Raw genomic sequence first — 22,143 nt, 5'->3', positions numbered from 1 at the left:
TACGCTAAAGCATCGGGTTGGAAGATCTCGATGTTCCGACGGTGTTTACGTTGCTGAACTAAATCAATTTGGTTGACTCCAGTTTTTCGATGATCCAGTCGTTGGCTTTGATGACCGGGCGGCGGAAGACGACGCCCAGGGCCAGCGACGGAATCAGATAGCTCGCCAGAATGCCTAGCTCAATCCAATACTCCATATGGTAGGCACCGGCCATAGCGGCGTGCATGGCGTTGATGCCGTGAGTAAACGGCAGGAACGGATAGATCGCCTGGAACACGGGGCCGGTCATCTCGATGGGGAACGTGCCGCCCGAACCGCCGACCTGCATGACCAGCAGCACGACGGCGAGCGCCTTGCCGATATCGCCAAACGAAACCGTAAGCGTGTAGACGATATTGGAGAACACGAGACTCGCGACCCAGCCCGCCAGCACAAACTGCAGCGGGTCGTCGCACTGGATGCCAAAGAACAGGATGTCGCCCGCGCACACGAGCGTTGCCTGCAGCAGGGCCAGACCGCCAAAGAACAGGTAACGGCCCAGGTAGATCTCGTGCAAGCGCACGGGGATGAGCTCGTTGATAAGCTCATCGTCAACCGAGACCTTCATCATGGCCGCCAGCACGATCGAGCCGACCCAGAGCGACAGAATCGTGTAGAACGGTGCCATGGCCGAACCGTAGTTGCGGATCGGATAGACCGGCTTGCGATCGAGCGCGACGGGGCCGGAAAGCGACACGGCCAGACCCTCGGGATCATTGCCGATCATCGTCTTGATCGTAGCGAGGTCATCCGACATCAAGGCACCGTCGAGCTCGTCCTTAAACGCACTGATCTTGTCCGACGCCTCGCCTAGCTGATCGGAAGCCTTGTTGACCAGCTTGGCGGCCTTGGAGAGGCCCTTCGCCAACGAGCCGGATGCATCGGTGAGGCCGCCTACGGCGCTATCCAGGTCGCCCGAGATGCCATCAAGCGAGTCCAGAATGCCCGAAACCGTCTTCTTGAGCTCCTTGGCCTTAACCGAGAACGTGGAATCGTAATCGGATTTGGCACCCGCGATGCCGGCCTTGGCATCAGCGATGGCCTGATCGACCTCGGCACGCGAGTTGTTGACCTCGGCCATGCTATCGGAGAGAGACTTCGCGGTAGCCGCCAGATCCTTGGCATTGTTGCGGTACTCAACGGCGATTCTGCCCAGCGACGTCGCGGCGGACTTGAGGCCGTCTTTGAGCTTGTCATCACTCACCTGGTCGGCAAGGTTGCGGAGCCGATCGGCCATCGCATCGATATCGTCAGCACGCGTATTGAGCGCCGCTGCGGCTTCGTTGAGCTGAGACACCGTAAGGTCAACATGCTGGTTTGCGGTGTCGAACGCCTTCGCGAGCTCGGCAGACACATTGTCGAACGAACCCGCACTTCCATCGATTGCGGCATCGATGGCATCGTTTGCCGCCTTAAGCGCTTCTTTGGAATCATCGATGCCGCTTTTGGCATGTTCCATGAGCTGCTTTGTCGACTCATCGACGGCACCGGTCTGCTTGAGCATGCCGCTCGCCGACGTCAGCGAATCGGACGTGGAGCTCAAAATGCCCGCCAGCGACGAAGCATTTGCCTGAACGTCTCGCAGGTCCTCAATCGAATCGCCAAGCGTCGAGGACAGGTTGGCGATAAAGTTGCTGACCTGGTCGGTGCTCATGTAATCGAGCAGGCTGGACACCGTCTTAAGACCGATGCTCGTAATGGTCTCGGTAAAAGTTTCGTTAACCTGGCTCTGAACGGCACTCGAACCCTTCTCGGTCACGATCTGCGCAATGGCGTTGGCCTTCTGGTTCTCGTAAAACTCGATATCGGCGTGTTTCACGTCGGTCGAGAAAAGCGTCATCATGTCAGCGCTAAACGTTTTGGGGATAACGACGGCAGCATAGTACGCGCCCGACTTAACGCCCTCGATAGCCTTTTCGCGATTGTTGAGCACAACCCAATCGAAGCTCTCGTTGCCGCGTAGGGTGGCGGTCACGTTTTCGCCCACGTTAACCTCGACGGGGATCAAATCGCTCTCGTAACCCTCATCGGTGTTGACCACGGCGATCTTAAGATTGCCGGTGTTGCCGTACGGATCCCAGCTGCCGGCGATGTTAAACCACGCGTACAGACACGGTACGATAATGAGGCCCATCACGACAACCAAGCCGATCACGGAGCGAGACACGTTTTGGACATCGCGCTTAAACAGATGCAGGATGTTCTTCATTTATGCCTCACCTCCTTTGGAGTGCTTGCCAAGCGCGGTGGTATCTCCATCATTTGTGGCTGTGCTGTCGCTGCCCTGAGATTTATGGTGCGAGCCGATATGCGGCAAGCGGCCCGTGGACTGATCGCCGCCCTTGGCACCACGCTCGCTGGCGTTGAGGCCAAACATGTGGCGGGCGGCAGGAATGGCGGCCGTGTGTTCGCGCATCTCGCGACGCAGGTCCTCATCCGAAAGCGCCGAGATGCGCATCTGGGTATTGAGGCTCGCTCGGATATATTCGATATTGATCAGCCAGCCGCAGATGGCAATAACCGAGATGATCCAAATGACAAGCAGGATGATCTTGCCGTTATTGTCGATATCGAGAACCGTCGACAGGACAAAGAGCAGGACCTGAACGCCCACCACGGCGGCAAAACCGCCCTTGATGTAGTACGGGTAGCGATGTTCAAAGGCGACCGCATGATCGAGCAGTTCGCGACGGTACGAATCGGAATCGAGCATGACGCGCATGGCCGTGCGCAGCGAGTAGCGCTGGCGCGGCAGGTCGTTGGACTCGCAAATCATCATACCGGTCGTGGAGAGCTGTTTATCAAAGAGCAGGTTAAGGTTGAGCAGCAGCGGACGCAGCTGCAGGCCGATAAAGAGCGCCACGATCAAGAACACGCCCAAGATGCACAGGTTGAACAGGTAGTTGAACGAGTACATGCCGCCGACGGTCTCGCGCAGCAGATTGATGCCGTAGGTAAAGGGCAGCAGCGGATGCAGCCATTGGAAGAAGCCGGGCATCATCTCGATGGGATACATGCCCGACGAACCGGGAATCTGCACGATAACCAGGATGACGCCAATCGCCTTGCCGATATGCTTAAACGTAGTGGACAGCGCATAGATGATGTTGACGTACGTAAACGAGATGGCGATGCCACCCAGCACGAACAGCAGTGGGTTGACGCACTGTACGCCAATGACCAAATCACCCACCGTAACGATGATGGCCTGCAACGCGCCCAGGATCACCAGGAGCATCCAACGACCGAAGTAGCCCTGGCGCGCCGTAAAGCTGCCAATGCCCTCGCGATCGACCTCGAGCTTGTAGATGGCGATGAGTACGTAACCGCCCACCCAAAGCGCAAGGTTAGTGTAGAAGGGGGCGATACCCGAACCAAAGCTCTTGACCGGATAGATCGACTTGGACGCGAGCTCAACCGGAGATGCCATGAAGTCTGCGACGTCATTGACGTCGACGCCCATCAGGTCGGCCAGCTCGCCCATGGACTCGGAGGTCTGTAGCGCCGCGATGTCGTTGGCGGCGGTTGCGAGCTTGTCCTGGACCTTGGCAAGCGAGGAATCGGTCTGGGACAGCGTGGTCTTGGCCTGGCCGAGCGTAGCGCTAAGCTGCGCCAACGTGCCGCGCGCATTTGCAAGTGTAGGTGTCATACCCGAGACGATACCGGTCAGGTCGCCCGAAACGGCAGCAAAAGAGTCGAGCGCGCTCGAGGCCTTCGGCAGCGCGTTTTGGCCCAAGTCCGTCTGGGCTTGGCCAAGGTTGGTCGCACCGGTATGAATTGCGTTATTGATAGCGTCACTGGCACCCGAAACAGCCGCTGCGTCATTCGCCATGGCGCTCGACTGCGCGGACAGACCGTCCTTGATGCTCTGAAGCTTTTCATTCTGCTCTCGAAGCAAATCGATGGTCGATACAATGCGCGCGTCAATTTCCTCGGAACCTGTCGACGTGTCATTGGCGAGAATCTCCAAGTGCCCGATAACGGCCTTATTGTGGTCGATCGTCGCTTGAAGAGACTCGAGCGAGTTGTCGATACGGGTGGTCGTAGATGTGACCGCGCCCGTCAGCTTGCCGATGGCAGCGTTCGCAGAGGCCGACGTCTTGGTGAGCGCAAGGCTGCCTTCCGAGAGCGCCTTGGAGAGCGAGGTGATGGAGTTGCCCGCCGTGGTGCGAGCTTCGCTCAGCAGGTCGTTGCCCTGGGAGATCGCCTGCGTCAGCGACGGTGCCTGGCCTTGCAAGCCGGCAAGTGCCGCATCAGCCGAGGCGATAGCGCCACTCGTCTTATCGATGGCGGCATTCATATCGCCAATCGAATCGCGCACCTCGCCCAAGGTGTCGGACGCCTCGGACACCGAACTTGCCAGCGAGTCCTGAGTCTGGGTTGCCTTGTCCTTTAAATCGACTCCGGCATCCTTGGCAATGCTGGCAACGGTCTCGCCCACCGTGGAGACAAATTCCGAGTTGATCTGCTCCTCGATGGTGCTTGCACCGGTGTCGGTAACCTTGGGCGCAATAGCGCTCTTCTTCTCATTGACGTAGTACGTAAGCTTGGGCTGATGGTAGTTACCGTCGAGCATCGAAACCAGGTTATCCGAGAAGTTCTTGGGGATTACGATGGCCGCATAGTACTCACCGCTCTCGACGCCCTCCTTGGCATCGGACGCCGAATCGACGAAGGTCCAGCCCAGCTGATCGTTCTCCTTGAGCTGATCGACGACCTGGTCGCCCGCGTTGAGCTCGCCCACCAAGTCGTTTTGGGTGCCCCGATCGTTGTTGGCGATGGCAATCTTGATACCCTGGGTGTTTCCGTACGGATCCCAGTTGGCCACGATGTTGTACCAGGCATACAGCGAGGGAATAACGCACACGCCAAGGGTAACCACCAAGGCGACGGGGTTCACAAGCAGTCGCTTAATGTCGCGCTTAAATATCGCAAAGGACACCTTTGCATTGGATAGTTTGCTGCCGAGACTCACGCTTGGACCATCCATCCTGTCGTTAAATCGAATCGTACTATCGACAACCATTGTACGTAGGCGCTTTAGCGTCTCAGAGCACAATGGTATTGAGTTTTGCGGGTAGCAATATACTACGAAGACAAATTAACGTACAGTTGTACAGTATCTTAAATTTCAGCAGGTCACAAAACCACAACCCGCACAAATTAGCAATTCAAATAGTCATCGGGGACGTTCTTAAATGACTAGTCAAACAAGAACGTCCCCAATGACTACTTAGGACCACGGCAACGTCGATGTTTTGGCAATGCCAGACACTATGACCCAATCCAGGGGCACGGAAACGACAGGAGCCCCCGCTCGTGACCGCGGGTCGGGGCTGCGACAATGTTGTTGAAGTGCCAGAGGCGCAGCCGCGCCGCAACGAGGTTGGGAGGCTCCCGTGCCTAGATATTCTACCGCCTTCGGAATGGACGTACACCTCAGGTCCACCACCGTCTGCGCGCTCGACGCGGAGACGGGCGAGGCAGTGACGAGGAGGTTCCGCGGCAACCCGTGGGGCGAGGTCGCGGAGTGGATGTCGGGCTTCCCCGGCCCGTCGCTCGCCGCCTACGAGAGCGGCTACCTCGGCTTCGCCCCGCAGAGGGAGCTGTCGGCCCTCGGCGTCGACTGCGTCGTCGCGGCCGTCTCCAAGGTCCCGAGGTCGGCGGCAGACCTCTCGTCCAAGAACGACCGCAACGACGCGGCCAGGATGGACAAGGCGATACTGTCGCACGATATCTCCCCGGTATGGGTGCCGTCCCCCGAGATCGAGGGGCTCAGGGACCTCGCCGGGGCCCACGACGCCGCGACTGCGAGGCTCGCGGCGGCGAAGCAGCGGCTCCTGGCGTTCCTGGCCCGCCGCGGCTACGCCTACGGCGGCACGACGCCGGCCGGCAACCCCCGGAGGTACTGGACGTACGGCTTCCTCAGGTGGCTCGACGGCATACACCCCGCCGACGACGGCGGCATCCGGGCGCTTGCGGCGCTGAGGAGCGAGGTCGAGGCGGCCGACGAGACGAGGGAGGCCGTCCTCGCCGAATACAGGGCCGCCGTCGCGGCGGGCCCCCTCTCGGCCGAGGTCGAGGCGCTCCAGTCGATCAAGGGGTGCGGGTTCGCGCTCGCCGCCGCCTTCGCGGCCGAGGTCGGCGACTTCTCGAGGTTCCGCTCCGGCAGGCAGGTGACGGCCTACTTCGGCCTCGCCCCGAAGCAGAGGTCGAGCGCGGACTCCGTGCGCCTCGGCGGGATCAGCGGGGCCGGCAACGCCCTCGTCAGGAGGCTGGCCGTCGAGGGGTCCTGGAGCTACGTCCAGGCGAGCCACCAACCGAAGCTGATGCCCAAGGGCAGCGGCGTCCCGCTCGAGATAAGGATGCACGGGAGGAAGGGTTCCGAGCGCCTGCTCCGGCGCCGCGAGGAGATGCTCGCCAGGGGCATGCCCCAGGCGAAGGCGAACGCCGCCACCGCCGCCGAGCTCGTGAGGTGGCTGTGGGCCCTCGGCGCGATGTGCCGGGAGGCAACCGAATAGACATAGCCACCGTCCCGGCGAGCCGGGCAGCCTTCGGGGATACCCCCGTTCTCGCTGTGCGCGCGGCGGCCGCCGCATCCGCGTCGACAGACTTGGGGAGCCCCGCCGAAGGAGAGGATTGCGGGCCGCCGGAGCGGTATCCGCGGATATGAGACTGAGCCGAAGGCGTCGACGACATGCCGGGGGCGGACCGGGACGGGTTCAACGGCAGGCCCCGCCGACCGATTGCAAGCGGTCGGCGGGGCCATTGTGACTCTTGACAGCGGATTGGGTCATATGAGCGAGCGGGCGCCAGAGCGAACAAATTGGCATGAAAAGAGGACGGCATAGACCTTCTGGTCATGCCGTCCTCTTTGAATGACAAGTTGTCGCTCTAGCGCCCGCGCAGCGTCGACTGGTCCGCCGTTCGTTAGAACGGCGGAACTGAGGGCAGCGTCGAGCCGTTACGCGGTTTGGTAAAACCGCGTAAATACCTAACTACATCAAGTTGCAAACAGCCGCCGCGAAGGCAACGGGATCCTCGGGGAGAATGCCCTCGACCAGCAGGGCCTGGTCATAGAGCAGACCGGAGTACTGCTTGATCTTGTCGGCGTCGCCTGCCTTCTGGGCAGCGACAAGCTTGTCAAAGACCGGGTGCTTGGCGTTGAGCTCGAGCACGCGTTGGCTCTTGGGCATGCCGTCGGGCGCGCCCTCGGGTCCCTTCTGGAGCACCTTCTCCATCTCGAGCGAAAGTGGGCCCTCGGTGGTGATGCAAGCGGGGGCATCGGTCAGACGCGCGGAGACGGCAACTTTCTCGACCTTGTCACCGAGTGCCTCCTTCATAGCGCTAAAGAGGTCCTCGTTTTCCTTGGTGGCGTCCTCGGCCTCCTTCTTCTCGTCCTCGGTCGCCAGATCAAGATCGCCAGTCGCAACGTTCTTGAGCTCCAGATGACGATCCTCGACCTCGGGCTCGGCACCGTCGGCCACAGCCTTCTCGGCAGCCTCGCGGGCAGCATCGTCCTCGTAGATCTTGGGCATATCGGCAGCAACGTACTCACGCATAGCTTGGAACGTGAACTCATCCACATCCTGCGTCAGCAGCAGCACGTCATAGCCGCGGTCGAGCACGCCCTTTACCACGGGCATCTTGGCCAAGCGCTCGCGCGAATCGCCGGCGGCGTAGTAGATGGCCTTCTGATCCTCGGGCATGCCCTTGGCATACTCGGCCAGGGTAATCATCTTCTGTTCCTTGGCAGACCAGAACAGCAACAGGTCGGCGAGCTCATCGGCCTTCATGCCATAGCTCGAGTAGATGCCGTACTTAAGGCCGCGGCCAAAGTTCTCAAAGAACTTCTCGTAGGCCTCGCGGTCGTTGTCACGCATATCCTCAAGATCGGCAGTAATCTTCTTCTCCACGCGCTTGGCGATGGCCTTGAGCTGACGGTTCTGCTGCAGCGTCTCACGCGAGATGTTGAGCGACACGTCGGCGGAATCCACGACGCCGCGGACAAAGTTGTAGTAGTCGGGCAGCAGGTCGTCGCACTTCTCCATGATCAGGACGTTGGAGCTGTAAAGCGCCAGGCCCTTCTCGTAGTCCTTGCTGTACAAATCGAACGGCGCGCGTCCCGGCACAAACAGCAGGGCGTCATACTCGAGCGTGCCCTCGGCGTGGAAGCTGATGGTGCGCGCAGGATCGTCAAAGTCGTGGAACGTGGACTTGTAGAACTCGTCGTAGTCCTTCTGCTCGACATCGGAGCTGCGCTTCTTCCAGATCGGTGTCATGGAATTGACGGTCTCGAGCTCCTGGTAGTCCTCGTACTCGGGCTTGTAATCGTCGCCAGCGTCCTCGGGCTTGGGTTTCTGGCGGCTCTTGGACACCATCATCTGAATCGGGTAGCGCACATAGTTGCTGTACTGCTGAATCAGGCTCTTGAGGCCCCACTCGGTCAGGAAGCGATCGTAGGTCTCGGCCTCGCCGTCGGCATCGAGCTTCTCGTTCTCGCGCAGCGTCAGGATGACATCGGTACCGTGCTCGGCACGCTCGCCGTCCTCGATGGTGTAGCCCTCAAGACCGTCGGATTCCCACACATGGGCGACATCCTCGCCGTAGGCGCGGCTGACGACCTTCACATGGCTGGCGACCATAAAAGCCGAGTAGAAGCCCACGCCAAACTGGCCGATGATGTCAACATCCGAACCCTGCTGCTCGGCGTTCTCGGTCTTAAACTCCTCGGAGCCGGAATGGGCGATGGTGCCCAGATTGCACTCGAGCTCCTCGGCGGTCATGCCAATGCCGTTATCCGAGATGGTAATGGTGCGGGCGTCTTTATCAAAGGAAACGCGAATAGCCAGGTCGCCCTGGTCGATCTTGACGCTCGGATCCTGCAGGCTCTTAAAGTTGAGCTTGTCGACGGCGTCGCTCGCGTTAGAGATAAGCTCGCGCAGGAAGATTTCCTTATTGGTGTAGATGGAGTTGATCATGAGGTCGAGCAGTTTTTTGCTCTCGGTCTTAAATTGACGCATGTGCAGTCCTTTCGCGCTACCCCTGTCCGCAAAAACGGCCCGGTCGCCCGAGCCGCATCGCAGACCTGCTATGTTCAGACTTAGATTTTATAACCCATTAACGCGCATATATACATACGGAATCGAAAAACTGTATGTCCGAGCGCTCCAATGCGTCAATTGCCAAGGAGTGTCCCCAACTGCCGGCAGAAAAGGAACGTCCCTATCTGCCATCTACGCGCTTGGCCATCCAGGCGTGGGGCTGGCCTTCGTCTTCGTAATCTACCGGGGCAATTTGCGTGTAGCCCGCCTTTACATAGAGCGGCAGCACGTATTCCTGCGCATGCAGCTTAATAAGCTTGGCGCCGGCATCGCGTGCACACGCAGCACTGGCCTCGACGATCGCACTCGCCAGTCCGCGACGACGCATAGCCGGCAGCACGGCGACGCGCCCCATAATGTAGGTCTCCCCCGCCGCAACGCCTTCGTCCATGTCGCATGCCGGCAACACTGGGGCCTCTGCGTCAGCCACGCGCTCAAGCTCTTCGGGAAACACGCGCGAGCAACCGGCAAGCTCGCCGTCTACATAGAGCGTCACATGAATGCAGTTCGGATCCTCGTCGATAGCGTCGAACTCATTCTCGTAGCCCTGCTCGTCCATAAAAACGACGCGGCGCACCAACGCCGCGTCATCAAAGCATCCCGTCTTAAGTTGAATATCCATGGCTGCCCCTTCATTCAATGCGAACGTTAGGAACAGATTTTAGCGAAAATGAGCTCCGCGTACGCTAAACTTCGCGCGAGCCTTTGCCAGGCAGTCGTAATGACCCACGTTATGGGCATCGCTCGCGATATAGCTGTACAGGTTCTGATCGAACAGACGCTGTGCAGGCTTTTTCTCGCGACCAAAACGACCGCCGGCAATAAAGTCCGCCGAAGCCTGCAGCTTACAACCCATATCGACCAGACGCTCCGCCACGCTCACATCCTTTTGGACCGCGCGATAACGCTCAGGATGAGCGATGATCACCTGGTAGCCAAGGCACTGCAAATCGTAAATCGTGTTCTCGTACTCTCTAAACGCATACGCATCGGCATGGGTCGAAAGCTCGAGCAGAAACTCATTGGTCCCATCGAAATGCAAGTGCTCCGCGGCATCAATACCAAGCTCGACAAGCTTACGATGGTTGACCTCAAAGCCCATCTGGAGCGGAAAACCATCGGCGTTATCACGCAGCAGCTCAAAGGCATCCCACATTTTGTCGTAATCAAAATAAGGATCACGACAGTGCGGAGTGCAAACGATTCTGGTAACACCGGCCCGCTTGGCAGCCTCGAGCATCGCCAGGCTCTCATCGAGATCGGCGGCGCCGTCGTCTACACCCGGCAAGATATGGCAATGAATGTCACGCATAGATCGGCCTTAATCAGCTAAACGTTTGCTCGGTTGGTGAAGATGCCCTTTTTGGAAGCACCCTGATCGTCAGAGCCCTTCTTTACCTTCTTACCATCCTTGGTGTAGTAAGAATAGTAGTACTCGCTGGTCTCGGTCTCGCAATAATTCATAACGGTACCGATGAGCTTGACCTTCTCGGACTTCTTGAGCTGGCCGATAGCGTTGAGTGCCTCCTCGCGCTTGGTAAAGTCCTCGCGCACCACGAACAGCGTACCGTCGGTCAGGCTGGCGATCTCGGCAGCATCAATGAAGGTGCCGACCGGAGGAGCGTCGAAGATAACGTACTGGAACTTAGCAGACAGCGCCTTTACCAGCTTGGAAAAACGATGGGAGACGATGATGTCGGCAGGATTGGGAATGTGCGGCTCGGCATCGAGGAAGTAGAAGTTCTTCTGACCCGTCTCGACGATTGCCTGGTCGATGGAGATCTGCTCGGACAGGACCGCGTAGAGTCCGCCGCGCGAACGGACGCTGAGCATATCGGAAAGGGACCTGCGGCGCATATCGGCCTCGACCAGGAGCACGGACTTGCCGCTCGTGGCGATTGCCTGAGCAAGGTTGATGGAAACCGTAGACTTGCCCTCGTTGGGAATCGAGGACGTAACGGTGATGGTACGAATGGGATCGTCCACGCTCGCAAAGCGGATGTTGGCCAGAAGGGTCTTGGCGGCATTCTGTACAACGAGCTTATCGGTGTTCTTTGCCTTAGCCATGCCTATTTACCACCTTTCATAGCCGGAATTCGGCCAACAACGGGAATACCCAGGAGCTCTTCTGCCTCTTCGGCACCGCGGATGCGGGTGTTGAGCATGTCTGCCAAGACGACATAGGCAACTGCGATAAAGATGCCCGCGAGGAACGCGACGGCAACGTACAGCATGCGCTTGGGACCGCTGGGGGCCTCGGGGGTCTTGGCCTCGTCGATAACGTTGATGCTCTGAGCAGCGCCGACGTTCTGGGCGACCGTACTCACCGAGCTGGCCATGGCCTTAGCGACCTCAGCCGTCTCCTTGGCATCGGTGCCGGTGACCGAAAGCGTAATAACGCGCGTGGTCGTCTCGGAGGAAACAGAGACCTTGTAGTCATCCAGATCGGAAAGGCCCAGCTCATTGGCAGCGCCGCTCTTAACGCTATCGCTATCGAGCAGCGTGGCGATATCGTTGGAAAGCATCTGGCTCGCCGAGAGGTCGTTGTAGCTCATCTGACCGCTATCGTCGGTCTTGGCGAGAATGTACATGCTCGTCGTGGCGGTGTAGGTGTTATCCATCGCAGCGAGGGACACGATGCCCATGGCGATCGCGCAAACCACCGGAAGGGTGATGACCAGCTTAAGGTGCTTTTTCAGCAGCTGGAACAATTCGAGAAGGGTCATGCAGCTTGCCTTTCAGTTCCCCAGTTCGTATTGACAAAACTGTCCGTATGTTATCGCATCTTTTTACCGAGACCAAACTCTATACATAAGAAACAGCCTCTACGGTAAAAATGCCAGAAGCATCCGTAAAATTGCGCAACAACAACGCCGCACCTGAAAGACAGATGCGGCGTTCACGTCAATATCCATATCGTTGCCGTTACGCAAACGGCTCGTCCTGTTGCACGGGAAACGTCACCGTGATGGTGGTTCCCACGCCCAATTCGCTCGACAGATCGAGCGTTGCGTGATGATACAGGGCGGCATGCTTGACAATGGCAAGCCCCAAGCCAGTTCCGCCACGCGCCTTGGACCTGCTCTTGTCCACGCGATAGAACCGCTCAAACACCTTGCCCTGCTCTTCGGGCGCGATGCCGATTCCCGTGTCGGCGACCGCGAGGAACGGATGGCCCTCGTCGTTGGTACCGCACTGCAGCGTAACCGTACCGCCGGGTCGGTTGTAGCGGATGGCGTTGCTTGCCAGATTATAGATGAGCTCGTCGATCAAGCGCGACACGCCTTTGATGACCACGGGCTTGGTCTCATGACTTATCGTCACATTCGCCTGACGGGCGACCTGTTCAAGACGCTGCTCCACCGTCAAGATGGCACGGGAGAGCTCAATGGGCTCCGTGGACCCAATGGGCACCGCCTCGCCCTCGGTCGCACGCTCGGCCTCGTCCAAGTTAGATAGCGTAAGGATATCGTTGACGAGCGCCGCCAGACGGCCCGCCTCGCGATAGATGCGACCGCCAAAGTTGCGCAGGTCATCCTCGCCCTCGACCATACCGTTTGCAATAAGCTCGGCATAGCCCGAGATCGCGGTAAGCGGGGTCTTGAGCTCATGGGTGATATTTGCCGTAAACTCACGACGCATGCGGTCGTTATCCGCCAGCACCGCCATCTGGCGCTTGAGCTCCTGGCGCTGCGACTCAATGCGTTCGAGCATGGGGACCATCTCGGCATAGGCGTGCTCATAGCTACGGCGCGGGTGGTCCAAATCCACCTCTTGCAACGGCGCGATGATGGCACGGGATTCACGGCGTGCCATAAAAAACGAGAGCACCGCGCCGGCTGCCGCGATAAGCAACATCGGCGCCACCATCGACAGCAAAATCGCCGCAACGCCAGGCTGAGCTTGCGCCAGGCGGACAACTTGACCGTTATCGAGCCGGACGGCGCGGTATAGCATGATCTCATCGAGCGTAGAGCTCGAGCGCTCCGCGGAGCCCGAGCCGCTCTCGAAGGCCTCGACGACCTCGGGGCGATCACCATGGTTGGGCAGCATGGCAGGCGACGCCTCGTTGTCGTAGGCAACCGATCCATCCTTGTTAATCAGCGTGATGCGCAAGTCCTCGCGATCGAGGCTACGCAAGAACGGGATGGGCTCCTGCTGCTCGTCGAGGGCGGCAGCAATGAGCTCGGTTTCCTGCGCCAGATTGGCACTCGTGGCATCCGCCAAGGTGTTTTGCACAAAGAACGCACCCAGCACCGTAAACGCCACGATAACCGCCATAGCGCAGACAAAGATCGTCGCAAAAACGCGGTGCGACAGCGTGTGTTTTCCCTGGGGGGCAAAGACCACGGGTTACTCCTCCGATGCGGTGGCCGCGGCATCGTCACCTTCGGCACCATCACCGGCCGAAAGCTCGGCCAAGCGGTAGCCCACGCCGCGCACGGTCTCGATGGCACTGGCATGCTCGCCCAGTTTTTGACGAAGCGTCTGCACGTGCACGTCAACGGTGCGCGAACCGCCGTCGAAATCCCAGCCCCATACGCTCTGCAGCAACGACTCGCGGGTAAAGACCACGCCGGGCTTGCGCATGAGATACTCAAGCAGGTCGAACTCGCGCAGGGTGAGCTTGAGCGGCTCGCCGGCAACGGTTACCTCGCGGTGGCTAGGCGAAAGCACGATATCGCCCACGCTCAGCACATCGCTCGCCTGCTTGACCATGCCGCCGCGACGCAGCAGCGCGCGGCAACGGCTGGCAAGCTCCATGAGCGAGAACGGCTTGGTCAGGTAATCGTCGGCGCCGCCATCGAGCGCCATCACCTTGTCGAGCTCGGTGTCCTTGGCGGTGAGCATCATGATGGGCACCGTCGCCGTCAGGCGATCGGCGCGCAGGCGACGCATAATTGCCAGGCCATCGGTATCGGGCAGCATGATGTCGAGCAGGACAGCATCGGGCACCCGTCGCGCCACGGCAGCTTTAAACTCGCCATCGCACGAAAAGCCCTCGGCCTCGATCCCCTGCTTGCGCAGCGCATAGACCGTCAAATCCCTGATGTTGTCATCGTCCTCGACGTAATAGATCATGTTGAACCCCTTTGCGGCCGGTATGACCGCATCTTAACCCTAAAGGCGCCTGCACTCGATAGTATCAGCCAAAACGGCCCGTCAAATAATCCGCCGTACGCGGATCGGTCGGATTCTTAAAGAGCTGCGCGGTGGGCGCATGCTCCACCAGCTCGCCCAGCAAGAAAAAAGCGACCGAATCGGAAATGCGCGCGGCCTGCTGCATGTTGTGCGTAACGACTACCAACGTGCAGGTCTCCTTGAGCTCGCAGGCCAGCTGCTCAACCACCAGCGTCGACACGGGATCGAGGGCGCTCGTGGGCTCATCCATCAGTAGGATGTCGGGCTGCACGGCAAGAGCACGAGCGATGCACAGGCGCTGCTGCTGTCCGCCCGAAAGACCCAGACCCGACTCCTTGAGCTTGTCCTTGACCTCGTCCCACAGTGCGGCGCGGCGCAAGGAGTCCTCGACGAGCTCGTCCAGCACGGCGCGGTCGCGCACACCCATGCCGCGGGGACCGTAAGCAACGTTGTCATAGATGCTCATGGGAAACGGATTGGGGCGCTGGAACACCATGCCCACACGCTGGCGCAGACGGCAGATGTCGTAATCGCCCAGGATATCCTGGCCGTCGAGTGCAATCTTGCCCTCGATGCGACAATCCTTGATGCCGTCGTTCATGCGGTTAAAGCAGCGCAGCAGCGTGGACTTTCCGCAGCCCGAAGGCCCGATGAACGAGGTAATCTGCTTGTCGCGGATTTTGATGTTCACGTCCTTGAGCGCATGATGGTCGCCATAGAACAGGTCGAGGCCCTCAACATCGATGCGCGTCGGCGAGGCCGCAAGGTCCTCCGCCGTGGGACGAGTCGCATCCCCAACTTCGCGCTCGTGCGCGGCCTCTGCCTGCGCCTCCATGAGTTCCTCAAGCTCCGTGGGCTCCGTAGCCGCAGCAGCCGTCATACCGCATACCTCCACGTCGATATCAATTCAGCAGTATCGATAGTAGAAATTGCGGCTCATACGCACGTGAGCGCATTGTCAAGTGTTTGTAAGGACACGCTGGCTATGCGGCGGGCAGCTCAATGGTAAACACCGTGTGTTCGGGCGTCGATTCGCACACGATGGTGCCGCCGTGTGCCGCGACGATTTCCCTGGCGATGGCAAGACCGAGCCCGGCGCCACCGCGATTGGTCGCACGCGCCGCATCCAAGCGATAGAACTTCTCAAAGATAACCTTGAGCTTGGCCTCAGGGATAGGATCTCCCTGGTTGATAAAGCGCACGCATGCGCCGCCATCGTCCATACGTCTGGCCTCGATCGTAATGGTCGAACCTTCGTAGCTATAGGCGATGGCGTTTTTCATGATGTTGTTGAACACGCGGGCCATCTTGTCGCCATCAATAAGCACCGTCAGATCCCCGCGCACATCGACTTGTGCTTCCTTGTGCTGCTCGTTGAGAATGGGATAGAACTCGTCGGCCACCTGCGCCAGCAGCAACCCCAAGTCGACGTAGCCGCGCGTGAGCACGATATCGTGGAAATCGAAGCGCGTGATATCGAAGAACTCCTCGACAAGGGCGTCAAGCCGGTGCGCCTTGTCGAGCGCCACGCCCGTAAAGTGCGCGCGCTGCTCGAGCGGCAGCTCGGGAGCCTCCTGCAGCAGCGAAAGGTAGCCCACCACGCTGGCAAGCGGCGTGCGAAGGTCATGTGCCAGATAGGTAACCAAATCGTCCTTGCGATGCGACTCGTCACGTAGGGCCTGCTGAACCTTGCGCTCTCGATCGCGCACGCAGTTGAGAGCGCCCTCGACCTCAAGAAAGTCGCCGTCGATGTTATCCCACGCATCGGGGTGATCGATCAGGCGGTCCTGGATACGGGCGGCAAGCAAACGGTCGGCATGCCGTTCACCCTGCTCATAGCCTTGGTAGTACAGGGCGCGACCGCAAAAGAACAGGACGCACACGGCAAGTGCCAGCACAAAGCCGAGCATGTTGAACACAAAGCCGGCATCAAAGAGCACCGGCCCCTCGATGTCGCCGAGCGCCATGGCGCCGATCGCCAGTGTCATAACCCACGCCGCCCCGCCGATCGCCACGCAGCGACGTACGATTTCAAAGCGATCGATCAGCAAAAAGCCGATGAGTAGCACCGCCAGAATACCGACGATATTGTCGATGCCGACCAGCAACAGGCTCAGCAAAAAGAGCAGCACCGTCGCAAGTGCGCGGTTATCGACGACCGCCTTTACATATTCAAAGAGTCGATCGGGGGCCTCAAATGCCTGCCTATCGTCTTTTTCCATATCAAGATCCTCACAAGCGAAAAGCGCTATTCGATGATGTAGCCGACGCCCCAGACGTTTTTGATAAAGCGCGGTTTTTGGGCGTCGTCGCCGATCTTTTCGCGCAGATGGCGAATGTGCACCATCACCGTGTTGTTGGAGCCGGGCATAAAGTCCTCGTTCCACACCGCGCGGAACAAGTCCTCCACGGCCACCACGCTGCCACGGTGCTCGGCAAGATACAGCAGGATGGAATACTCGATGGGCGTCAGGCGAACCTGCTTGCCGTCTACCGTCACGGCGCGGGCGTCACGATTGATCTCGAGACCGTCGAGCTGAATGAGCGGGGACTCGGTCGCTTGTGCGCGGCTGCCGTAGCTGGTGTAACGGCGCAGCTGGGCACGCACGCGCGCGACGAGTTCCAACGGCCGGAACGGCTTGACCACGTAATCGTCCGCACCGAGCGAAAGCCCCTCAATCTTGTCTTGTTGGGCATCGCGCGCCGTCAGCATAATTACCGGATAGGTATGGCTGGCACGAATCGTGCGCAGCAGCTCAAAGCCGTCGATATCGGGCAGCATGACATCCAGTAGCGCCAGATCAAACTCTTGCTCCAAGATCGCCTTGGCCGCATCGGCCCCGCTGTAGGCGATCTGGACGTCAAAGCCCTCTTTTGTAAGGTAGATGCCGACCAGGTCGGCAATGGCCTTCTCGTCGTCGACCACCAAAATGCGTTCGTTCATGCGTGCTCCTCTCGCGCTCCATTATGCCCGAGGGGACGCTTACCACACACAACAAGCGCGGGCGATTAAGCCGACCTTAAGCACCGACATGCCCGTTCGGGCGCAGACGCAGCCCGCGCACGCACGCGATGACCGTCATCACCGCCAAACGATATACTCTAGAGCCAGAAGAGACCGTCCCGTCGAAAGCGAAATCTGTGAAGTCCCTCACCTCTTTTGCAAAGCGCTCTACCAAGCTTGCCGCTAGCTTTGCCTGTGCCGTTGCCCTTGCTCTTGGCGTACCCACCGTTGCCGGCGCCCAGGTGCTCACGACCGACAACGTGTGCGGCAAAACCGCCGATGCACGCGGCATCACGGCCGAGAACCTACCCGATATCGATGCGACCAATGCCCTCGTCATGGGCAAAGACGGCACCGTCTACTATGGGCGCGGCGCCGATGAGCAGGTCAAAATCGCCTCGATCACCAAGGTCATGACCGCAATCCTAACCGTCGAGAATTGCAAGATGGACGAGAAGGTCACGGTGAGCAACGCCGCAGCCACCGTGGGTAATTCGACCGCCGGCTTGCTCGAAGGCGACGAGCTTACCGTGGAGCAGGCGCTGCGCGGCCTGATGATTCCCTCGGGCAACGACGCCGCCGTCGTGCTCGCCGAATATGTGGGCAAGAAGATCGAGCCTAAGACCAAAGACGCCGAGGCAACCTTTGTGAAGGCCATGAACGAGCGCGCTAAGAAGCTCGGCTGCACCGGTACGCTTTTTGAAAACCCGCATGGTCTGGACTTTGATGAGTGGGCTGGCGATATGCACTCAACCGCACACGACGTAGCGCTGATGATGCAAGAGGCCATGAAGAACGACACGATCCGCGAGGTCGTAGCGAGCGAGGATTCCTGGATCGAGGTCACAGGCGCCGACGGCACCGACCATTCGCATTCCATGGACACGCATAACTATTTGCTGGGCCAAGATGGCAACATCGGTGGCAAGACCGGCACCACCGACGATGCAGGCTATTGCTTTACGGGTGCCTACAACCGCGATGGCGACGAGATCTACACCGTCGTTTTGAACTCCACCACCACCGACCAGCGCTTTACCGATACCGCAACCCTTGCCAATTGGTACTACGGTCACAAGGTGACGGTCGCAATCGCCAACACGCAGGAAAAGACCGCCAACGGCAACCCGCTTATGGCGCGTATTGGCCAAGCCGACTGGACGGATAAGACGATCGACGCCACACTCGCCGATCCTACGGCGCAAGCGACCGTGTTTTCCCTTGCCGGCGAGGTGACCGAAAAGGTTAGCTACGACGATCTTTCGGGCACGGTGCATGTGGGCGACAAGGTGGGCAGCGTTACGCTCAAGCAGGACGGCACCAAGATCGCCGTTATGGATCTGGTTGCCGACGAGGAAGGCGCAGGGCCGAATCCCATTGAATGGCTACTCGTGAAGCTCGATCGCTTGGGCCGTCGCATCGACAACCGCCCACTCACAGCCGAGAGCGAGACCGTCGCCAAGGCGCCCGAGGTGTAGGGCCGGAGCGATTTCACATCGAACCAAATGAGGCGTCCAACGGGGCGCCTCATTTTTGAGGGTTCGAATCCCCAGTGCCCTTTCTCGATAATAAAAAAGGGCCCCCAATGGGACCCTTCTTTAAAGTTAAACTGGCGGAGAGCTGGGGATGTCCGGGCATGCTGCGCATGCCCTCCGGCTTCAAAGCCTGGCGGCTTTTCGCCCACGGGCTACAAACGCTTTCGCGTTTGCTTAACGCCCGTGCCCTCTCGGGTTCGAATCCCCAGCCTCCTTTCTCCACACAAAAAAGGGCCCCAAATGGGACCCTTCTTTCAAGTCATACTGGCGGAGAGCTGGGGATTCGAACCCCAGATGCCCTTTTGGGGCATACTCGCTTAGCAGGCGAGCACCTTCGGCCTCTCGGTCAGCTCTCCGTAACAGCCGTTCTATAGTAACCAAACAGCCAAGGATGGGCAAGAGGAAATTTTCTAATTGCCTAGCATCCGTTCCTCCTTGGAAGCTTCGCCTACCCCAGCGAGCGGTTGAGGGAGCCGAGCTCGTCGTTGCCCATGGTGCGCCACATTTGGAAGATACAACCGCGTGCCAGGAAAAAGAACCCGTTGTCGACCAGTTGCACAGCGGCATCTGCCAGTTGATTCGTCACGGCGGACACTGGCGGCAGCTCGAGTCCAGCCTTGTGGATGGTCTCGACCGCTTCCTCGAACGTCGGAGGCTCGCTGACACCCATCTCGTTCATAAGGCCCTGCATTTCTTCCAGCGCGCTGCTGCCCGACTCCTCGCCGCGCGGCACCAGACGGTAACAAGCCAGTGCCAGGTCGAGCTGATCGCAATTCCAATAGGCAAACGCCAAGCGATAGAACAGGTAGCCGATTGCAGAACGATCGCTGGCAATGCGCAAGCCGTGGCGCGCCACCTCGATAATCTCGTCAAAGCGCTCCAGACGCGCAAGTACGTTGATGAGCGCAAAGTGCGACTGCATGGACGAGCGCGCCAGATCGTAAAGATGGCGCACCTCGGGCAGTGCTCGTTCAAAGTCCTCTTGCTCGGCGTAAAAGCTGCAGATCTCGTGCTGGGCAAAGTACAGCGCATCGGGCGCACGAAGGATTCGCACAGAGCGGTCTTCTTCCAACACCGGTAGCACCATGCGCACCAGCTGGTTATCGCAAAACTGCGTTTGAACCGGACCTGTCGCCAAAAGCTCGGCGACGGCGCACTTAGCCTCCAACTCCTCAATAAGACGGGAAAAGCCTTCAAAAGCACCTGTACGGTCGACTTTTGCCTGCTCGCGCAATTCAACAACACGGGCCACGTATGGGTCGTCGTCCTCTTCCATGACCTCCAACTCGTCAGCCGTATCGGCAAGCAGCAAATCGCGCAGCGCCGGCGGCAGCGTGCGATGGTCATCACGCGGACGAGCATGAACCTCCGCCGGTTCAATCGTCTCCGGAGCGGTTGACTCATACGCCTCAAGCACACGCTTGCACGGCATATCGTCCATGTCCATGCTCTCAAGATCCTTGGCGACAGGCACGCAATCGGCCAGATAGGCCGCGCGCCCAAAGAAATACGTTGCGACAACGCGCTCGCCCTGCTCACTGTCGGGAGCAGCAATCTGCACATAGCAGCGCGTGATGCAGGTGCCCGCGGCAAAACACGCTGCCGCAAGCGTGAGTGCCACGCGCGCATCGTGCTCCGCGGCCCAGATCTCACGCACACCCTCGTCCAGCTCGCGCCAGGCGTCATCCTGAGCATCGTATTCACGTTGCGGCATGGCATCCACGACAGACTGCCCAAACCGAACGAGCATAATCCCCTCGGCAACGTTTGCCCGATAGGTATAGTCGAGCCGTGTGACCACGTTAAGCGCCTCGACGATACGCGCGAAGCGGGTACGCACATCCCACTCACCGCCCGGCTGGCAAGCCACCGTACCCGGTTTGCCCCACGGGTTATCGCTCGAGGCCGTATCGAGCAGTCGGGGAACATCGTTGGTCGTCTTGGCGATATGCCACGCATCAAAGAGCGCGCAGCCCTCAAGGCTCGGCGAGGATGCCGCAGGGACCAATCCGGCCCCGATGCGCTCAAGGATACCGGAGAGGCGGTTGAGACGGCACTCGATGGCAAGCAGCATGTCAATCTCGTCCTGGTCCAGCAGGCTGCGATCAAAATTGAGATAGAAAAGCTTTGAGCGATCGATGCGAGCCAGGCTCATCTCGGACTTAGCGGCGATGGTGCGCAAGCGAGGCAAGTCAATTTCACTCATAAGGGCGGCGGCATAGCGCTCGATACCGCTCGGATTCTCGGCATGGTCAACGCGGTAGAGCAGCGTCTCGATAGCGTCAGGTAGCGGTGTCGTGTTAAAGCCCAAAAACACCTCGACCGGCTCGGGCAGCTTTACGAGCTTGATCTTGTCGACATCGTTTTGCATACCCTCGTCGAGTCCGTCGGCGTCCGCCGTGCTCGCAATGGTATTTTCGGAGTCAGCGAATATCACGTAGCGCAGGAACATCGATGCCATGAACTCACCGTAAGGAAGGGAGCGGGTCGAATTCCATGTCTCGTGATCGGACTGTTCGCGCATGGGACCTTCGGGAGAGCCGACGGTTCGCGCGCACGCGCGCATCGTGTCGTTTGCTCCCCTCACCATAATCTCACCAATACCGGAGTCCGACTCGTCAAGGACCAGTTCCATGTCGGGATCGTTGGGCAGCGGAGCCTCGCTGACGGGGCGGTCCACCTTGTACACCTCACCCGAAACGCTTACGTAGCCCAAAAGCGACACATGGCTTTTGCCAACGAATTCGACGACATAACAAGATTCATGCTGATCCTCGCCAAAGAGTTTCCAGACCACGCCATATGAGCGTCCCGCAGGCTGCTCGGGCATCGCCGGAAAGCGCTTCTTGGGATCGAGAAACCTGAGCTTGTATGTCGGACGCTCTGCCACGAAATATCACCCTGATCGGTCGCTTGAGAAGGAGTGGTCGCGAATAAGTCGCGACATCTACTCGGAATCTTACACGAGTCGACAGGAAATCGTCCCTTTGGACAAAAGCACTCAAGCTGGCGCAAAAGAAAAGCCCCCGTTGCCGGGAGCTTTAATCTCAAATGGTGCGGCGTATAGGATTCCGCGCATCCGCTGCGCGGATCCGCACCGGCTTCGCCCGCCTGCCGGCGCGCTCGCCCGCGGGCTAAAAACGCTCCGCGTTTTCTTTACGCCCGCGCCTCGACCGAGGTTCGAATCCATGCGGTGTTTACGTAAAAGAAAAGCCCCCGTTGCCGGGAGCTTTAATCTCAAATGGTGCGGCGTATAGGATTCGAACCTATGACGTTCTGATTCGTAGTCAGACCCTCTATCCAGCTGAGGTAACGCCGC

The 22,143-nt window shown here is 59.3% G+C and carries 15 protein-coding genes and 2 tRNA genes; 2 read left to right on the top strand and 15 right to left on the bottom strand.

Going from position 1 to position 22,143, the window contains the following annotated elements; all coding sequences use genetic code 11:
- Positions 1–58 precede the first annotated feature (58 nt).
- Positions 59–2,248, bottom strand: coding sequence for a YhgE/Pip family protein (locus tag AB5Z14_RS08745; protein ID WP_368131094.1), 2,190 nt, complete (start codon positions 2,246–2,248; stop codon positions 59–61).
- Positions 2,249–5,014: a YhgE/Pip domain-containing protein gene (locus AB5Z14_RS08740; RefSeq protein WP_368131093.1), complete on the bottom strand. Its 2,766-nt coding sequence runs from the start codon at positions 5,012–5,014 to the stop codon at positions 2,249–2,251. It lies immediately after the preceding gene.
- Between the two features lie 424 nt (positions 5,015–5,438).
- Here AB5Z14_RS08740 and AB5Z14_RS08735 point away from each other — a divergent pair, with 424 nt between their 5' ends.
- Positions 5,439–6,560: an IS110 family RNA-guided transposase gene (locus tag AB5Z14_RS08735; RefSeq protein ID WP_368131092.1), complete on the top strand. Its 1,122-nt coding sequence runs from the start codon at positions 5,439–5,441 to the stop codon at positions 6,558–6,560.
- Between the two features lie 477 nt (positions 6,561–7,037).
- Here the strand turns inward: AB5Z14_RS08735 and htpG are convergent, their stop codons facing one another.
- The 10 genes from htpG to AB5Z14_RS08685 form a co-directional block, all read right to left on the bottom strand.
- Entirely contained in the window at positions 7,038–9,062 is a 2,025-nt protein-coding gene (gene htpG / locus AB5Z14_RS08730) for a molecular chaperone HtpG (protein ID WP_368131091.1), read from the bottom strand.
- Positions 9,063–9,264: 202 nt separating this feature from the next.
- Positions 9,265–9,765 (bottom strand): GNAT family N-acetyltransferase, encoded by a 501-nt coding sequence (locus AB5Z14_RS08725; protein WP_368131090.1) that lies wholly within the window; start codon positions 9,763–9,765, stop codon positions 9,265–9,267.
- 39 nt (positions 9,766–9,804) lie between these two features.
- Positions 9,805–10,455: a tyrosine-protein phosphatase gene (locus tag AB5Z14_RS08720; RefSeq protein WP_368131089.1), complete on the bottom strand. Its 651-nt coding sequence runs from the start codon at positions 10,453–10,455 to the stop codon at positions 9,805–9,807.
- A 17-nt stretch (positions 10,456–10,472) separates the two neighbouring features.
- A complete protein-coding gene (locus AB5Z14_RS08715; protein WP_368131088.1) occupies positions 10,473–11,210 on the bottom strand; it encodes a CpsD/CapB family tyrosine-protein kinase in 738 nt (245 codons plus the stop codon).
- A gap of 2 nt (positions 11,211–11,212) precedes the next feature.
- A complete protein-coding gene (locus AB5Z14_RS08710; protein ID WP_368131087.1) occupies positions 11,213–11,869 on the bottom strand; it encodes a YveK family protein in 657 nt (218 codons plus the stop codon).
- 199 nt (positions 11,870–12,068) lie between these two features.
- Complete coding sequence (locus AB5Z14_RS08705; RefSeq protein WP_368131086.1) at positions 12,069–13,493, bottom strand: sensor histidine kinase; 1,425 nt, start codon at positions 13,491–13,493, stop codon at positions 12,069–12,071.
- Between the two features lie 3 nt (positions 13,494–13,496).
- Positions 13,497–14,225: a response regulator transcription factor gene (locus tag AB5Z14_RS08700; protein ID WP_368131085.1), complete on the bottom strand. Its 729-nt coding sequence runs from the start codon at positions 14,223–14,225 to the stop codon at positions 13,497–13,499.
- Positions 14,226–14,289: 64 nt separating this feature from the next.
- Positions 14,290–15,165, bottom strand: a complete 876-nt coding sequence (gene pstB / locus AB5Z14_RS08695; RefSeq protein WP_368131084.1) for a phosphate ABC transporter ATP-binding protein PstB — start codon at positions 15,163–15,165, stop codon at positions 14,290–14,292.
- Positions 15,166–15,268: 103 nt separating this feature from the next.
- Complete coding sequence (locus AB5Z14_RS08690) at positions 15,269–16,507, bottom strand: sensor histidine kinase (protein ID WP_368131083.1); 1,239 nt, start codon at positions 16,505–16,507, stop codon at positions 15,269–15,271.
- Between the two features lie 26 nt (positions 16,508–16,533).
- Positions 16,534–17,229 (bottom strand): response regulator transcription factor, encoded by a 696-nt coding sequence (locus AB5Z14_RS08685; protein WP_368131082.1) that lies wholly within the window; start codon positions 17,227–17,229, stop codon positions 16,534–16,536.
- Positions 17,230–17,426: 197 nt separating this feature from the next.
- Between AB5Z14_RS08685 and AB5Z14_RS08680 the strand changes: the two genes are divergently transcribed.
- A complete protein-coding gene (locus AB5Z14_RS08680; protein WP_368131081.1) occupies positions 17,427–18,767 on the top strand; it encodes a D-alanyl-D-alanine carboxypeptidase family protein in 1,341 nt (446 codons plus the stop codon).
- Positions 18,768–19,089: 322 nt separating this feature from the next.
- Here AB5Z14_RS08680 and AB5Z14_RS08675 read toward each other — a convergent pair.
- The 3 genes from AB5Z14_RS08675 to AB5Z14_RS08665 all read right to left on the bottom strand — a co-directional run bounded on the left by AB5Z14_RS08675 (position 19,090) and on the right by AB5Z14_RS08665 (position 22,143).
- Positions 19,090–19,180, bottom strand: a tRNA-Ser gene (locus AB5Z14_RS08675).
- Positions 19,181–19,272: 92 nt separating this feature from the next.
- Complete coding sequence (locus AB5Z14_RS08670; RefSeq protein WP_368131080.1) at positions 19,273–21,714, bottom strand: tetratricopeptide repeat protein; 2,442 nt, start codon at positions 21,712–21,714, stop codon at positions 19,273–19,275.
- A 352-nt stretch (positions 21,715–22,066) separates the two neighbouring features.
- Positions 22,067–22,143: transfer RNA gene (locus tag AB5Z14_RS08665), tRNA-Arg, on the bottom strand.

It is taken from the genome of Collinsella aerofaciens (genome assembly GCF_040910265.1).
In the GTDB taxonomy this organism is placed as follows: Bacteria; Actinomycetota; Coriobacteriia; order Coriobacteriales; family Coriobacteriaceae; genus Collinsella; species Collinsella aerofaciens_BK.
This window is presented reverse-complemented; position numbering and strand designations above follow the sequence as displayed.

Excerpts from the sequence above, each read along its gene's own strand:
- pstB (WP_368131084.1), bottom strand. The coding sequence starts at position 15,165 with ATGACGGCTGCTGCGGCTACGGAGCCCACGGAGCTTGAGGAACTCATG.
- AB5Z14_RS08715 (WP_368131088.1), bottom strand. The coding sequence starts at position 11,210 with ATGGCTAAGGCAAAGAACACCGATAAGCTCGTTGTACAGAATGCCGCC.
- AB5Z14_RS08725 (WP_368131090.1), bottom strand. The coding sequence starts at position 9,765 with ATGGATATTCAACTTAAGACGGGATGCTTTGATGACGCGGCGTTGGTG.
- AB5Z14_RS08700 (WP_368131085.1), bottom strand. The coding sequence starts at position 14,225 with ATGATCTATTACGTCGAGGACGATGACAACATCAGGGATTTGACGGTC.
- AB5Z14_RS08720 (WP_368131089.1), bottom strand. The coding sequence starts at position 10,455 with ATGCGTGACATTCATTGCCATATCTTGCCGGGTGTAGACGACGGCGCC.
- AB5Z14_RS08710 (WP_368131087.1), bottom strand. The coding sequence starts at position 11,869 with ATGACCCTTCTCGAATTGTTCCAGCTGCTGAAAAAGCACCTTAAGCTG.
- AB5Z14_RS08685 (WP_368131082.1), bottom strand. The coding sequence starts at position 17,229 with ATGAACGAACGCATTTTGGTGGTCGACGACGAGAAGGCCATTGCCGAC.
- AB5Z14_RS08690 (WP_368131083.1), bottom strand. The coding sequence starts at position 16,507 with ATGGAAAAAGACGATAGGCAGGCATTTGAGGCCCCCGATCGACTCTTT.
- AB5Z14_RS08745 (WP_368131094.1), bottom strand. The coding sequence starts at position 2,248 with ATGAAGAACATCCTGCATCTGTTTAAGCGCGATGTCCAAAACGTGTCT.
- htpG (WP_368131091.1), bottom strand. The coding sequence starts at position 9,062 with ATGCGTCAATTTAAGACCGAGAGCAAAAAACTGCTCGACCTCATGATC.